17 protein-coding genes, 1 rRNA gene and 2 pseudogenes are annotated in these 14,024 nt (G+C 36.6%); 17 read left to right on the top strand and 3 right to left on the bottom strand.

The annotated features are described in order from the left end of the window. Window positions 1-25 precede the first annotated feature (25 nt). From N7Z68_RS22140 to N7Z68_RS22125, 4 genes are all read left to right on the top strand, one after another. Window positions 26-871 carry an AraC family transcriptional regulator gene (locus N7Z68_RS22140; protein WP_275120626.1) on the top strand — a complete coding sequence of 282 codons (846 nt, stop codon included), beginning with the start codon at window positions 26-28 and terminating at the stop codon, window positions 869-871. 702 nt (window positions 872-1,573) lie between these two features. After that, window positions 1,574-1,696: a hypothetical protein gene (locus tag N7Z68_RS22135; RefSeq protein WP_275120625.1), complete on the top strand. Its 123-nt coding sequence runs from the start codon at window positions 1,574-1,576 to the stop codon at window positions 1,694-1,696. 106 nt (window positions 1,697-1,802) lie between these two features. Beyond that, window positions 1,803-2,471 (top strand): hypothetical protein, encoded by a 669-nt coding sequence (locus N7Z68_RS22130; RefSeq protein ID WP_275120624.1) that lies wholly within the window; start codon window positions 1,803-1,805, stop codon window positions 2,469-2,471. Window positions 2,472-2,929: 458 nt separating this feature from the next. Continuing rightward, complete coding sequence (locus tag N7Z68_RS22125) at window positions 2,930-4,249, top strand: uracil/xanthine transporter (protein ID WP_275120623.1); 1,320 nt, start codon at window positions 2,930-2,932, stop codon at window positions 4,247-4,249. A gap of 100 nt (window positions 4,250-4,349) precedes the next feature. On the opposite strand, the gene N7Z68_RS22120 is transcribed toward N7Z68_RS22125, so the two are convergent. Beyond that, window positions 4,350-5,105, bottom strand: a complete 756-nt coding sequence (locus tag N7Z68_RS22120; RefSeq protein ID WP_275120622.1) for a helix-turn-helix transcriptional regulator — start codon at window positions 5,103-5,105, stop codon at window positions 4,350-4,352. Window positions 5,106-5,452: 347 nt separating this feature from the next. Between N7Z68_RS22120 and N7Z68_RS22115 the strand changes: the two genes are divergently transcribed. From N7Z68_RS22115 to N7Z68_RS22090, 6 genes are all read left to right on the top strand, one after another. Next, on the top strand, window positions 5,453-5,938 hold the full coding sequence (locus N7Z68_RS22115; RefSeq protein WP_275120621.1) for a CarD family transcriptional regulator: 486 nt from the start codon (window positions 5,453-5,455) through the stop codon (window positions 5,936-5,938). A gap of 12 nt (window positions 5,939-5,950) precedes the next feature. Continuing rightward, window positions 5,951-6,133 carry a hypothetical protein gene (locus N7Z68_RS24440; protein ID WP_275120620.1) on the top strand — a complete coding sequence of 61 codons (183 nt, stop codon included), beginning with the start codon at window positions 5,951-5,953 and terminating at the stop codon, window positions 6,131-6,133. Window positions 6,134-6,266: 133 nt separating this feature from the next. Next, window positions 6,267-6,494: a hypothetical protein gene (locus N7Z68_RS22105; protein WP_275120619.1), complete on the top strand. Its 228-nt coding sequence runs from the start codon at window positions 6,267-6,269 to the stop codon at window positions 6,492-6,494. Beyond that, window positions 6,484-6,930 (top strand): GreA/GreB family elongation factor, encoded by a 447-nt coding sequence (locus N7Z68_RS22100; protein ID WP_275120618.1) that lies wholly within the window; start codon window positions 6,484-6,486, stop codon window positions 6,928-6,930. Before N7Z68_RS22105 ends, N7Z68_RS22100 begins: the two co-directional genes overlap by 11 nt. Before the next feature lie 75 nt (window positions 6,931-7,005). After that, window positions 7,006-7,452, top strand: a complete 447-nt coding sequence (locus N7Z68_RS22095; protein WP_275120617.1) for a GreA/GreB family elongation factor — start codon at window positions 7,006-7,008, stop codon at window positions 7,450-7,452. 205 nt (window positions 7,453-7,657) lie between these two features. Further along, entirely contained in the window at window positions 7,658-8,383 is a 726-nt protein-coding gene (locus N7Z68_RS22090) for a DUF421 domain-containing protein (protein ID WP_275120661.1), read from the top strand. Window positions 8,384-8,546: 163 nt separating this feature from the next. Here N7Z68_RS22090 and N7Z68_RS22085 read toward each other — a convergent pair whose 3' ends face one another. Next, complete coding sequence (locus N7Z68_RS22085; RefSeq protein WP_275120616.1) at window positions 8,547-8,714, bottom strand: imidazoleglycerol-phosphate dehydratase; 168 nt, start codon at window positions 8,712-8,714, stop codon at window positions 8,547-8,549. Between the two features lie 423 nt (window positions 8,715-9,137). Between N7Z68_RS22085 and N7Z68_RS22080 the strand changes: the two genes are divergently transcribed. Both N7Z68_RS22080 and N7Z68_RS22075 read left to right on the top strand, forming a co-directional pair. Continuing rightward, window positions 9,138-9,572 carry a VOC family protein gene (locus tag N7Z68_RS22080; RefSeq protein WP_275120614.1) on the top strand — a complete coding sequence of 145 codons (435 nt, stop codon included), beginning with the start codon at window positions 9,138-9,140 and terminating at the stop codon, window positions 9,570-9,572. A gap of 80 nt (window positions 9,573-9,652) precedes the next feature. Continuing rightward, window positions 9,653-10,024, top strand: coding sequence for an iron chaperone (locus N7Z68_RS22075; RefSeq protein ID WP_275120613.1), 372 nt, complete (start codon window positions 9,653-9,655; stop codon window positions 10,022-10,024). Window positions 10,025-10,188: 164 nt separating this feature from the next. On the opposite strand, the gene N7Z68_RS22070 is transcribed toward N7Z68_RS22075, so the two are convergent. Continuing rightward, on the bottom strand, window positions 10,189-10,905 hold the full coding sequence (locus N7Z68_RS22070; protein WP_275120612.1) for a polysaccharide deacetylase family protein: 717 nt from the start codon (window positions 10,903-10,905) through the stop codon (window positions 10,189-10,191). A 113-nt stretch (window positions 10,906-11,018) separates the two neighbouring features. Here N7Z68_RS22070 and N7Z68_RS22065 point away from each other — a divergent pair. The 5 genes and pseudogenes from N7Z68_RS22065 to N7Z68_RS22045 all read left to right on the top strand — a co-directional run. Continuing rightward, window positions 11,019-11,549: pseudogene (locus tag N7Z68_RS22065) on the top strand (hypothetical protein). Then, a complete protein-coding gene (locus tag N7Z68_RS22060) occupies window positions 11,542-12,126 on the top strand; it encodes a YdeI/OmpD-associated family protein (RefSeq protein WP_275120660.1) in 585 nt (194 codons plus the stop codon). Before N7Z68_RS22065 ends, N7Z68_RS22060 begins: the two are co-directional and overlap by 8 nt. Window positions 12,127-12,191: 65 nt before the next feature. After that, complete coding sequence (locus N7Z68_RS22055; protein ID WP_275120611.1) at window positions 12,192-12,956, top strand: HEAT repeat domain-containing protein; 765 nt, start codon at window positions 12,192-12,194, stop codon at window positions 12,954-12,956. A gap of 30 nt (window positions 12,957-12,986) precedes the next feature. Continuing rightward, a pseudogene (locus N7Z68_RS22050) lies at window positions 12,987-13,151 on the top strand (GNAT family N-acetyltransferase); the annotation flags it as partial. Window positions 13,152-13,712: 561 nt separating this feature from the next. Then, window positions 13,713-14,024, top strand: a 16S ribosomal RNA gene (locus tag N7Z68_RS22045); the annotation flags it as partial.

Genomic DNA, 14,024 nt, shown 5'->3' with positions numbered 1-14,024 from the left:
TATTGTAGAAAGGGAGGTTATTACGATGGATTCGCTGGAAAATATGAATGGAGCCTTAAACTATATTGAAGAAAATCTAATAAATGAAATCGATTTTCAGGAAGTGTCGAGAATTGCGCGATGCTCAGAATACCATTTTAAACGGATGTTTTCATTTTTAGCTGGTGTGTCACTTTCTGAGTATATTAGACGACGTCGAATGACGCTTGCTGCTTTTGATTTGAAGCATGGAAATGAAAAGGTGATTGATATAGCCTGGAAATACGGCTACCATTCACCGGATGCTTTTACACGAGCGTTTCAAAGTCTTCACGGAGTTACTCCAACAGAAGCACGTCGCGATGGCCATTCACTCAAGGCGTATCCCAAAATGACCTTCCAATTAACGATTAAGGGAGGAACAGAAATGAATTACAAAATAGTACAAAAAGATGCTTTTCGAGTGGTAGGTTGGAAAAATAGGGTTAATTTGGTACCTGCAGGGACGAACCCAGAAATATCGGAAAGGTGGGAGTCAATTAGTGATGAAATATATACACAAATTGAAGGTTTATCTGACTTAGAACCAAAAGGTATCATCAATGTATGTACGAATTTTTCTGACGAACGTAGTCAAGATGGTGAACTGGATTACTACATTGCCGCAGCTACGACGAAAAAATGCCCAGAGAATCTGGATGAGCTTGAAATTCAGGAGTATACTTGGGCGGTGTTTGAAGTCGAGGGTGATTGGGATAAAGTGCAAGATGCTTGGGAAAGAATCTATTCGGAATGGTTCCCTTCCGCTGGCTATGAGCATATAGAGGGGCCGGAAATTCTGGCGAGTAAAGAGAATAAGAGTGAGATTTGGATGACAGTAAGGAAAAAATAGAGTAGTTGAAATAGATGGATGGAGGAAACCCGATACCCAACAGGTGGTCTTTGTTGTTGTAAACGGGTTTTCTTAAGTTATTCTAGCATTAGTGGTGACAGCTAAGCAACAGTCGTGGTTTCGACCTAAAAAATGAGGCTAGTCAATTTATCGTTCACAAGGTTAGATCTACTAGAAATTGCTATGGTAAAATATCATCACATTTTTCATAATAGCTTCATTTTTTTATTTCAAGTCTTATGTTGATAGAAGAATACATTATAAAAGAGGTTAATGGAGTCCGGCGAATTTTAGGGTACTGAGAGGCCCTTATTTCACCTAAAAACGAGTACTTTTAGTCATTAGCGGACTCAGAAGCCCTTATTTCCTATTTCACAAGGAGATTTCATAGATATATTGCTAGATAAGGGCCTCTCAGTCCTCTAACCTTGTCAAATCATTGATTTTTTCACAAATAAGGGCCTCTCAGTCCGGATAAGTCAAAAGGATCGTTGAAACGAGCAATGGTCAAAGCTAATTCAGGGACCAATCACAATATAAGATGGTATATATGTTAAAATAAGTATAAACTGCTAATCAACTATAGGGCACATACTGTAATGAATAAAAACGCAAGTCGAGCAATAAGATTACTTGTTAGTAGAATTCAAGTTTTCGAGCCTTGGGTGGCAATCGAACAGCGCTAGAGATAGGAGGATGATTATGTGGATCTTTTTGGTCATAATTATTATCGGGCTCGGGACCGTGATTGGGTACTTACAAGAGCAAACCAAACAAAATAAGAGAATAATTGAGCTTCTTGAAGACTTAAATAGAAAAAATTAATAACATTCTGCAGGTGCCGATGGGGTTTAACTTTTGAAAAACAAAGGCAACGATCGCAAGTCATTTAGAATAAACCATCTTCATTTACTTTTCTAGAGGTGATATTTTGACCATTTTAATACCTACTTGGTTAGGTCCTATTCTTTGGATCATCTGGAACTCCATTTTTATTCTATTGTATTTATATATTGTTTGGAAAGTCTTTCAATGGCTTAAGATCAAAGCAAATCATTGGGTGATCGGCGGTATCACACTTCTTGCGCTAATATGGACGAGTAATGTTCTTGAGGGTCAGTATAGGGTATTTTATCCTGCTGAACATGATCTAGTAATTAAAGGGGACGGAAGTATAGTAGAAAACGCTGCGAATAAGCGACTGATTACTACGGACAAAGGTTTATTTGTATTTATTCGTGCTAGTATCCCATTTGAAGATACCATGTCCTATTCATTTGAAACAAAGGATGGACAAAAAACAGATTTCGAAATCATTCTATCTTATTCTGAAACGGATGTAATATCCATTATTCAATCCTTTCAAGCATATAAAGAGCTGGTCGATCTAGAGGATATCTCTTCAATGAAGTACTTTTCCAGTACCGGTTATTACATAGATGTCGTAGAAGAAACATTTACAGAATTAGTAAGCCAACAGATACAACAATATAAAGCCGAAGAACTTACGAATGAAATACGGATGGAAATCGTTAAAACCTTCGAGTCGGAGGTTTTAAATGACCATGAGAAGAATTTGTTTTCAATGGAGTTGAAATAGGTTATTCAAGTATCGTCATTGTGTTTTTCGGGGGGGCGTTCGTGCAAACAGAAAATACGATGATGGGGACGATTACTATTGCCATAATAAATAAAACAAAAGATGCGGATCGCACCTGGCCAGTTTTATACTCGAAGTTATCCTGCTCTATCCTTTTTAACTTTCACCTTGTGATAATGCTAAGCATCACTATTTTTTAATACAGGGGCAAGATCCTCATCTTCCTATTATGAAGCAATACTAGCTGCTAGTAGTTGCTTCTTTTAGTGATTCCGTCGCTTTTCGTTTAGGGGTTGTTTGAATGGTTCCTCCACTTTTTCAAGTAGGGTTTCTTTGACCGGGACAGACGTTTTTTCAACATAACCTAGTATTCTCCTAACTAGCTATAGACGAAATTACAAATATTTGGTATTATGCTAGGAATTTATGTTTTACTTCAGGTGAAAGGATGTCAGGTAGTGAATAAGTTACCGATTAGTATTGCCTTCTTAGGTGGGTTCCAATGGTTATTTTTTATGTTTGCTAATACTGTAGTCATTCCTATTTCCATTGGGGCTGCATTTGACTTAGAACAAATTGAAATTGTGTCTGCTATCCAACGATCGTTTATTTTTACTGGTATCGCTTGTATTTTGCAAGGGTTGATCGGACATCGGTATGCTTTAATGGAGGGGCAATCTGGATTATGGTGGGGTGTCATTTTAAGTCTTGCTGCAACGGCTAGTACATTAAATGTCGAGTTGACTACAATCGGCGGGAGTATCGCTGTTGGAGCGATTATTTCGGGTCTGATCGTCTCGATATTAGGAGCGTTGGGGCTTGGTGAATTGTTGAAGAAATGGTTCACGCCAGTGGTAATGTTCGTTTTTTTATTACTGCTTGCCAATCAATTGATTTATATCTTTTTAAAAGGAATGCTAGGATTAAATGAGAGTGAGTATATTGATGTCCGTGTCGCTAGCTTTTCATTTGTGATCGCAGCGATAACGATTTTTCTGAATGTGAAAGGGAAGGGTGCCATCAGTAATCTTTCCTTACTAATCGGAATGGCAATCGGTTGGATTGGCGCGGTGTTCCTCTTGCAGCATGAAACCGTCAGTTCTGTAAAAACAACACCTTTTCTTACGTGGTTTCCGTGGGGGGCACCGAGTTTTGAATGGGGGATTATCCTGACGGTTGTGATCACTGGGTTACTGAATACAACGAATACGATCGCGACTTTAAAAGGGGCGGAAGATATTTATGAGAGGGAGACTCAACCGAAGCAATATCGGGCGTCTCTCATGCTGTCTGGCGGCTATACGTCAGTTTCAGGGATGTTAGGACTTGTGCCTTATGCACCTTATGCATCTTCACTCGGTTTTTTACAATCGACCGGAATTAAAGAGCGGTTACCGTTTTTCATCGGTTCAGGCCTATTTATCATCATTGGGGCTATCCCCGCATTAAGCGCGTTCTTTTCGACGATTCCTCATAGTGTAGGGAATACGATTTTGTTTGTCGCTTATTTGCAGCTGTTTCGATCGGCGCTTAGAAATATTGAAGGTTTGCAATTCACATCAAAAACGATTTATCGCATTGCCTTTCCGGCTTTGTTAGGGATGTCCATTATGAACCTGCCAGCTGAGGCATTTACGCAAATACCAGTACTCGTTCAGCCACTTGTTTCAAATGGATTATTAATGGGGATCTTAGCAGCCTTATTTAGTGAATTCATCTATTATTTATCACAATCGAGAAAGAAAGTGGTTGAACAGGGGCACCGTTTAGAGCAATAAATACATGTTTATAACAAACAAAAAAAACGAAGCTTTCTTTTTGAAGAAGGCTTCGTTTTAGTATTATTGGGTACAGTTAATGCCGAATGTTCCCCAGGTTTTAAGGGGTATGATTTAACTTCTCGATCATAGACCTTAAAAACTGATGAACTTCAGTGAAATGCCTTTCGATATTAAGGCTCAAAGAAGTAAACTTCCTTTTACCCAAATCAGTCACTTCATATTTCCGTTGTGATCGAGTATCCTCGTCAAGCCACGTACCGTTAATCAAGCCCTCTTGATTCATTTCTCTCAACACTTGATAAAAATAACCGTGGTTATTCATCCATCCAAACCAAATGTTCATTTCTCCATAAAGAGCACCGCCGTGATGGTTTCCTTCGTGAATGAGACGGTAAAGTGAATACCATTGGATCAATGCTTTTACATTAATTAATTTGCTGAGGTATTGTTTATCATCATCAGTCAGTGAAATATCAACGGTTTGAATTTTTCGCTTGGTTATTGTTTCCCTCATATGTTCAACAATGGCAATCAGTTTTTGAAGAGACGGATCAACTCTTACTTTATGATCTTTTAAGTATTTAGTTCCTTCCTGACTGAGGGAAAACACTTTCTTTCTCCCTTGTTTTTGAAACTCGATCAAGCCGTTTTGTTGAAGTTCTTCGATCGTTTTATACACATAGGTTCTCGAACGAGTAGAACTTAAATGATCGTTCCTTAACGCTTCCGATACTTGTCGATAAATTTCTGCAGGATGTGAAGGCGTCTGATTCAGCGACTGTAGGATCATTATGTGGAGAATATCTTTTGAGGAAAGACCTAGCTTCTTCACTGATATAGAGAGTTTTGTCATCGTTTCACCTGCCTTATTTTTTGAGTATTTTTATTTTAACACAAATTAATGTACCTTTAACAAGTATTATGTTACTATCAATATATGTACATACAATATTTTACTGTTCTGCCGATGATGGCTAATTAAAGTGTTTAGTTCATGACACCAGGTAAACAGAATAACCTGGTATTTTACATAGGCTGTGTTTCATCTGCTTTGTTGCTTTTTGACCGTTGTTTTTTATGTGTGAAAAATTACTATCTATGAGAATAGAGACTTACTATTAAAGGTGCGTGTAAATTGAAGGGGGTGGTTCTCTTGCCGAATGATCACTTTTCTCTAAAAAATGGAAAGGAGAGGTTGTATTGTTTCAGGTAGGGGATGAAGTTGTTTATCCGCCGTACGGTGCTGGTTATGTAATTGCTATTGAGGAGAAAACAATTCAGGACGAAAAAGAAAAATTTTATGTCATTGAACTTTTACTTAATGAGCTTAACGTTACATTGCCGTTCAATCTTGTGAACAAAAGAAACATAAGGAGTGTTTTGAGTTTCCGAGATTTAAGTGATGTATTTACTAATCTAATTCATGATAAAACAGAAGTTTCCTTGTTTCCTTTGCACCAAAAGCTTAAGAAGTATGAAAACATCCTAATTAAAGGAGAAATGACTCCAATTGCAAAGGTTATACAAGCGTTAGTACGAAAAAAAGTAAAAAGTAGTTTAAATTCAACTGAACGGGAGCTTTATAACAAGTATTTCAATATGGTAGTTAGCGAGATTATGATTTCCAAAAAAATTCTGACTGAGGAAGCAGAAACATTACTTTATAAAATGTGTAAAGATGAATAGAGGGTGAGTTAGGTGGCTACAACTACTCGTGGAAAGGTATTACGTGAGTTAGAAGGTCGTGGTAGGGGAACCTGCCCATTGTGTAAAAGGAAACGAATTAAATTATTATACGACAATACAGATAAGAACGGACAAACAATAAAAGTTTGTAAGTGCTGTCGTCCGAAAAAAATACTAAAGAAGAAGACTAACTAACGATAATGTATTTATTCTAGTGGAGATTGCATTCCACATCGTAAATTAGTAGAATCATTCGGTTTTAGTGAGGCGTATACGATGTACGACAACGTCTCTATACCAAGTCTCTGTTTTAGAGAGGCTTGAATAGGTGGATAAAAAATCTGAGAGGTTGAATGAATTGGCTAGTAAAGAATGGTTAGAGTGGCAAAGAAAAATAATCTTTGATGAGTATATAAAACCAGAGTTGCAAAAGGATCATAAGGTAAAAAAGACGATTGAGAGCCCCTTAACAAAAAATATTACTGAGGAAAAAAGCATGATGATATTTCCGACCCAAAAGATATACGGTAAGAGAGGATTTATCAATGATCCTTAGAAATGCAGTTATTAATTATTGGATGAAGAATAGAGCTGTTGCTCAGATACATTACCTAAAGAAAAACAAAGTGCAGATTATTGAGGACTTTAATGAGGAAGAAGTTAGTGTTCGAGTAGAACAGTTTTTAGTTAACTATATTGATAGCCTATTAATATACAGTTTGAAGGGTAACCATTTTAAAGAGTTCCCATCACTTCCGTTTGTAATGATTGATAGCAGGGTTACTCTCTATTATCTCAATTCGGAAACTCAGGTTATAACCATTTGTATGCCTGAATATGAAAATGAGGAAATGGGCTATTTCTCCTTTCTATCCCCAATTGGTCTTCAACTATTATTAAAACAAGTAGGTGATAGTGTTACCCTTGGCGAGTGCTCTAAACTTCAAGATGCAACAATTCAAAGTATAGAATTTAGTTCAGTAGAAAACTAGCTTAAAGGCCCCGTAATGGGGCCTTATTGTATAAAGAACGAAGAGGTGTGATCTTCGGAAGGAGGAAGTTCTTCTATGAATGAAAATTTAGCATTAATCGGTGCACGATCTAAGTTGATTAATCAACTGGTTTATTTTGATGATGAGTTAGAACAATTTCTAAATGTATTTGTTACAGCGCAAACCTACAATAAAAGTGAAGTGGAAAGGCGTATAACCGAGTATTCGATAGCGCTTGAAAAACTAATAGCAAACTTTAGTGAAGAGAGTTTAACTTCTATAGTACTTATTGGAAGTAAAATTGAATTACTTTATCTAGATGAAAACGTTATTGAAACGTTTACTATTGTTTTCCCTTACCAAGCGAATGCTGAACAAGATTTAATTTCTTTTTTGTCTCCTGTAGGTTTTCAACTATTGCTATCCCAGCTAAATAAAAAAGTTATACTTCAATTACCTAGTGGGGAGACCGAAGTAATGGTGAAGAAAATTTCCTTTGTAAATAGTGGTTTAGTTGGATAAAGTCTAATAATCTATTATAACGCAATAAGAAATAAGTCAGCATGTCTTGATGCTGGCTTATTTTGATTCCTTTCATAACTAGTTTGAAAACTGTAATTAAATTTTCAACTCCATATTTCTTATATGAATAGAAAATTACAGAACGGTAATAGTGGTAACAATGTTTGACCAACTAATGTAAACAGAATGGATAAAGGGGAGTTTTATTGTGGAATTTTGGAATGGAGCAGAAGATTTACCGATTTATGGCTACTTGATACGAGCAGCAGTTGTTTACGTCTATATTTTTACGATTATAAAAATTCTTGGCCAACGTTCGATGGTCTCATTTCACCCGATTGATTTTATTTTTGCTGTGATTATTGGGGATATTGTCGGTGAACCTCTATCGACGGGTGACCTGCCTCTTGGCGGTCCTTTAGCCGCGGCATCGTTAATAGTTGCCTTACATTTATCCCTAACTTTTCTAGCACTCAAAAATGTGAAAGTCCGACGGGTAGTTGAAGCTGAACCGATTGTCATTATTAATAAGGGAGAAATCCTAGTAGACCAAATGCGTAAGGCGAAACTAACGGTGGAGGCATTATTAATGGATTTGCGACTAAATCAAGCCCATGATATTACAGAAGTGGATTATGCGATATTAGAACCGAATGGGCAAATTAGTGTCATAAAAAAATCAAAATATGACGCCCTGACCCCAAGTGATCTTGATCAGAACCCGACTGAAAAAGGATACCCGTCCGTATTAATTTTAGAAGGCGAAGTCAATCATTCCAACTTAACGAAATTAGGTCATAACATGGCTTGGTTAGAAGAAATAGTTCATCAACATGGCTATGAAAGCATTCAGGAAGTCTTCTTATTAACTGCAGATGAGAGAAGTGATAAGGTTTATGTAAGTGGCCGTACAGTAAAAAGAGTAGTGTAGCAAGTACTGCGTTTTTACATAGAACTTCGTCACTTCCGGCGGGAGAAAATAGTAACCAAGTGGCAAAGGTTGATACCCGTTTACGCAGTATAAGTCGAAAAATTTTATATAAAGACTGTCCTTCGTCGAATGAAAACATGAGCGCAACGAAGGACATTTCATTTTAATGATTGTTTGGGTGTTTTAGTTGAGACTTGCTGCCACGTCTTGAGTTGTATTCATTACCTTTGTTGTTGTCGCCAATTTCGCGGCCAAATTCAGTGTCTAATTTTCCGTGTCTTTCCGGAGCGCTTTGGTTTTTACTGCCACCTTTATTATTACGCTTTGTCATATGTACACCTCCCATCGTTTACAGAGGTTATTATTCCAAGGTTTTCTCGTTTCATGACTACAACTTATAAAATGAGTATGTAAGGGAAGAAACAGGTTCATAAAGAGCAGTTCTGAACCAATATTTCCAGAATGAGGAAGAAACGGGATCATAAAGCGCGATTCTGATCCGTTATTTCCAAAATGAGGAACAAACGGGATCATAAAGCGAAGTTCTGAACCAATATTTCCAGAATGAGGAAGGGACGGGATCATAAAGCGCGGTTCTGATCCAATATTAAGCTATACCCTCAAAAAGTATTTAGAACACGAATACCATAGTTATTCGTGTAATTATAGCGAGTTTAGAATAATTAAATTGAAAAAATACAGACGAAATTCTGATGAAAAGAATATGATTTAACTGTAAAAGGAGTTGTGCATTATGGTTGGAGTAGAGCTTAATATGGTTGTGAAAGACAGTTTAAAAGCATTGGAGTTATACGAAAAAATATTTGAGGTCGAGCGAGTGGAAGTTTCAGACTTTCCTCGTGGCGAAAATGAGGCAGTTTTTACTCTATATGGCTTTCAGATTCATATGTTAGATGAAAACCCGCAATTTCATTTGATTGCACCTAATCCTGACGACCCTAAAACGAGTTGGGTGAATGTGACTGTACCAGATATTAAGGACATCTATACTAAGGCGATGGGATTAGGTTGTACAGAAATTCAACCGGTAACTGAGATTGCTGACTACGGGGTATCGAACGCCATTTTCATGGATCCTTTTGGTTACATTTGGATGCTGCATCAAGTACATAAAGAGGTTAGTCATGAAGAACGAATAAAGCTTTGGGAGGAAAAAAGGGACAAGTAACAGTGGGGCGGTTACAAGTAGATAGGTAGTGTTTTATTAATTTTTGCTGTAACATTTCATTTTATTTAGGAGAGAAGAATATGGACGTTTTTGCAGAGTATTTAACAGGTATCGATCACCCTGAGCATCGTGAACGAACAGAGGAAGTTTTGTCGTGGATTACAAATAAATTCGCCAATCTTGAACCACAAATCAAGTGGAATACGCCAATGTTTTCAGATCACGGCACCTATATCATCGGGCTTTCCATAGCGAAGAAACATATGAGTGTTTCACCCGAAGAGGTTGGCATTACCCATTTTGCCGATGACATTGCACAAGCTGGCTACAGTGCTACCCCAGGTTTGTTTCGAATTCCATGGAATAAGCCGGTCAATTACGAACTACTTGAGAAAATGATTGAATTTAATATTCAAGATAAAGCAGAATATACAAGTTTTTGGCGAGAATAAAAAACACATTGTAAATACAGTAGTTAATAAAATCATTCTTTACTATTTCAAACGAATATCAAAGTTTGTTGACCTGGTAACACAAAAAAGGATAGATAAAGCAGATAAAACTGCCTTCCTATCCTTCTTTTTATCTTAATTACCGGAGTATGGATATCACCTAATTATTGTTGATCGTACTCTAACAGCTCTGAAACTGTTAAAAAAGTATAGCCTTGCTCTTTTAACGAAGTAATAATACCTTCTATGGACTGAAGTGATTCTCTTCGGCTTTCATACATTACATGCAATAGAATAATAGACCCAGGTTCTATATTTTCTACAACATGCTCTACAATTTTATTGGCATCACTAGCTATGTCCGGATAGGTTTCAGGTTCTATATTCCATAATACCGTTTTTCTTTCGTCTTTTGATAAATAATACGGCAGCAACACCAATCTTCTTCCAAAAGGAGGACGAAATGTAATTTCACCTTCATAACCGGTCAGGCGGATCCATTCATCTGTTTTCGCGATCTCATCTTGGATAAAAGATGGTGATTTAAAAACCATACGTTGATGTGAATAGGAGTGATTACCAATTTCATGCCCATCTCGTACAATAGTTTCCGCTTTAGTAAAGTAGTTTTCAATTTCATATCCCGTTAAGTAGAAAGTACCTTTTACATTATGTTCTCGTAATATATCTAATACTTCCCCAGTGTTTACTCCAGGTCCATCATCAAAAGTCAATGCTACTACTTTTTCGTTTGTTTCTACACTTGTAATCAGACCTCCGAAAAATTGAAAAGATCTTGATTGAGATAATTCGTTTAAAAAGTAACCTATACCGATAAGTAGAATGATTGCAATAGAGACACTTATGATTATCTTTTTCATATATCCTCCAAAAAAATGACTTTTCGTTCGTATAATACTAAATTAGAATCATTTGGTCTACAACTGATTGTTCTATTTGTATATCTTTATTTTTATCCTACATGAAGGGGTGAATCGTTTTGGAACAAAAGATACTTGAACGACTTAACGATCTATATCCAGTTGATTTTATTAAAGTTGAACCAGTAACAAATGAAATGTTTCGGTGCACTGCTGAACACGGATATTACTTCGCAAGAATTACAAACTATAAAAGTTTGGACGAACAGTTAGAAGAAGTTAATTATACAAATTACTTATGTAACGAAGGATTAGGTGTGCCGCCAACGATTGGCATGAGAACGAGGAATATGCTTTTCTCCACTATATTCCAAAAGAAGAATCGGCGATCAGAGAAATTGCCAAAGAGGTTTTATCGACTATAAAAGAAATCCCAAAAAGCCATTATCGTTGAATATGGACAGGAGATTACAAAAGCAATCATTGAGGGGTACCAAGAGGAAAATGACCTAACCTCGGAAATGCTAGATAAACTTCCTCTTTTTATTAAATTAAAAGAAATATTTGAATACAGCTTAATGCACATGTACTGGAATAAAGAAAAGTTAACAGAAGAACAGATCAGAATTATGAACCATTTATGAGTTGTTTAATGGATGTAAGACCATTTTATCTGGAGAGCATGATGCTATTTTTATCTTTATAGAAACGATGGATGAAATGGTGAATTATACTCGAAAAGTGATTAATGACGGCCAATTACAAGAAAAAGGTTATTTATTTTTTGCTTATCCGAAAAAAGGCAACAAACGCTATACTACATACATTCACAGAGACGAGATCTTTCCAGCTATGAAAGTTGACGAAGATGGATACGTGGAAAATAGTGAAGTGAAATTCTCACGAATGGTGAGTATGGATGATGTATTTACTGTCGTTGGATTAAAACGTGAAAAAAGGAAAACTAAAAACTCGTCTGCTGCTAGTCAGTGTGTAGCCGATTATGAGGATCATGTGAAAGATGTAGAAAACTTTTTAGGGGATCACCCAAAGGAACTAACGTTTTATCAAGAACTAACACCAGGTTACCAAAGAGATTGGGCACGTTATATCTTTTCTGCCAAGCAACAAAAAACGCGTGAGAAACGTCAAGAACAAATGGTCGATATCTTATCACAAGGGTATAAATCAGTTGATTTATTTAGACAAAAAAAGAAGTAGAATTAAAGTTGGAGCACTGTTGGACCTAATGAGTCATAAAGTCTTATATGTAAAGGAGTGATCCAATGGGTTATTATGACCTTACAAAAGAGGAACGTGTTCAATTTTACAACAGCATGAAAGACGAGATCTTAATTGATATTACAGAGAATAATCTCCAATACATTCCCATGTATTCATCCAATAGTGATACTTACATTCGAAAAAATACGTATCTTATACTGGGGCGCTTGTATGATACAAACCCCTCATTTCAAAACAGAATCATTCAAATCCTTAGGGAATTAATGAAGAGTGAAAATGAAAAAGTTAGACAAACAGCAGTGAACGGCCTTGGTGAAATTGGTAAAAAGGATGCAGGAATGGTTCTGGAATGTTTTGAAACTGCTCTAGTTGATCAACATCATTCTGTAAGAAATGCTGTAATTGGTTCCCTAAAAAAGATGGGACAAGCTAATCCAAAACCCATACTGTCTTTTGCCAAAAAGCATCTGCATCATCCTGAGGCAGAAATTCGAAGAGAAGTTATTCATGGAATAGAGCTAAGAGGTAGAACACACCCAGAGGAAGTATTACCATTACTTGAAGAAGTGCAGTTTGAAAAAGTAAAACGTGTAAAAAATATGGTAATCCACGTATTTGGTCAAATCAGCTATAAAAAAGGATGCTTAGAAAAGGTCGTTTCTGCTCTTCTTAAATGGGAGAACAAAGAGCTTGTGAACGAGGCATTGGTGGAAATTTTAGACGTCCATGTTCGCTATCAGGATTTTAGTGATAAAACATATCAAAAAGCAAAGGAGTATATTGATAGCCATTTTAATTTATATTAAAGGAAAAGGATAAAAGGAAGGATATTATGAACATTTAAGGACCAGAACTCACCCGAAAATTTGAAAGCGTATTTGGCAAAGGCGTTTAACTGAGAACAATTAGAAGATTAACTAGAAGATTAATTACTTATTAGTTCTTCGCAAACTTATTTTGTTCATTTTAATAATGAAGTTGCTGGATATTTAAAAGTTAATTTCTTATGATGCCAGTCTGCAAAGATGGAAATAGGTATTGATAGTACGTTAATAAGTTGTGTAATAGAACCTACGTAAGACTTAAACTTCATCAACAGCTTGTTTTTTTCTTTATACTATGATAAATTTATAAATCTGTCGCATAAAAAGTAAATATTATTTTTAGTGATTGCGCAGAACTTTGTAATGTGATAAATTATTTCTTGTCGTCATCAAACGTTGTGCTTTTAAGTTTAGTTAAAGCAAAACGAGCGGATAACTTTTTAAATAGTACTTGCGATGAGAATTATATTGTGGTAAGATAACAATTGTCGCTAAAATAACGAAGGTTAACGATTTGAAGTATTAATAGTTACAGCAATAACTTATCTCAAAAAGATGTTGCGCAGAATTAAATGTTATGTTATGATAAGTCTTGTCGCTGACAAACGACATGCAAAAAGTTCTTTGAAAACTGAACAAAAAGCCAAGCGAAATAAATGAGATACATGATATCTCGTCAATCAACTTCATTATATATGAAGTAGTCACTACGGTGACAAATGAGCTATATCAAACACTTTTATGGAGAGTTTGATCCTGGCTCAGGACGAACGCTGGCGGCGTGCCTAATACATGCAAGTCGAGCGGACCTCATAAGAGCTTGCTCTTATGAGGTTAGCGGCGGACGGGTGAGTAACACGTGGGCAACCTGCCCTGTAGACTGGGATAACTTCGGGAAACCGGAGCTAATACCGGATAATCAATGACACCACATGGTGTCATTGTAAAAGTTGGGATACTAACACTACAGGATGGGCCCGCGGCGCATTAGCTAGTTGGTGAGGTAACGGCTCACCAAGGCGACGATGCGTAGCCGACCTGAGAGGGTGA

It is taken from the genome of Alkalihalobacterium chitinilyticum, assembly GCF_029028005.1.
Lineage (GTDB): Bacteria > Bacillota > Bacilli > Bacillales > Bacillaceae_F > Alkalihalobacterium > Alkalihalobacterium chitinilyticum.
The sequence above is the reverse complement of the archived record's forward strand: the minus strand, read 5'-3'. Positions and strand labels throughout refer to the sequence as shown.

What these genes read in the sequence shown, in the direction of transcription:
- N7Z68_RS22140 (WP_275120626.1), top strand. Translation starts at nt 26, where the DNA reads ATGGATTCGCTGGAAAATATGAATGGAGCCTTAAACTATATTGAAGAA.
- N7Z68_RS22135 (WP_275120625.1), top strand. Translation starts at nt 1,574, where the DNA reads ATGTGGATCTTTTTGGTCATAATTATTATCGGGCTCGGGACCGTGATT.
- N7Z68_RS22120 (WP_275120622.1), bottom strand. Translation starts at nt 5,105, where the DNA reads ATGACAAAACTCTCTATATCAGTGAAGAAGCTAGGTCTTTCCTCAAAA.
- N7Z68_RS22100 (WP_275120618.1), top strand. Translation starts at nt 6,484, where the DNA reads ATGATCCTTAGAAATGCAGTTATTAATTATTGGATGAAGAATAGAGCT.
- N7Z68_RS22095 (WP_275120617.1), top strand. Translation starts at nt 7,006, where the DNA reads ATGAATGAAAATTTAGCATTAATCGGTGCACGATCTAAGTTGATTAAT.
- N7Z68_RS22085 (WP_275120616.1), bottom strand. Translation starts at nt 8,714, where the DNA reads ATGACAAAGCGTAATAATAAAGGTGGCAGTAAAAACCAAAGCGCTCCG.
- N7Z68_RS22080 (WP_275120614.1), top strand. Translation starts at nt 9,138, where the DNA reads ATGGTTGGAGTAGAGCTTAATATGGTTGTGAAAGACAGTTTAAAAGCA.
- N7Z68_RS22075 (WP_275120613.1), top strand. Translation starts at nt 9,653, where the DNA reads ATGGACGTTTTTGCAGAGTATTTAACAGGTATCGATCACCCTGAGCAT.
- N7Z68_RS22070 (WP_275120612.1), bottom strand. Translation starts at nt 10,905, where the DNA reads ATGAAAAAGATAATCATAAGTGTCTCTATTGCAATCATTCTACTTATC.
- N7Z68_RS22055 (WP_275120611.1), top strand. Translation starts at nt 12,192, where the DNA reads ATGGGTTATTATGACCTTACAAAAGAGGAACGTGTTCAATTTTACAAC.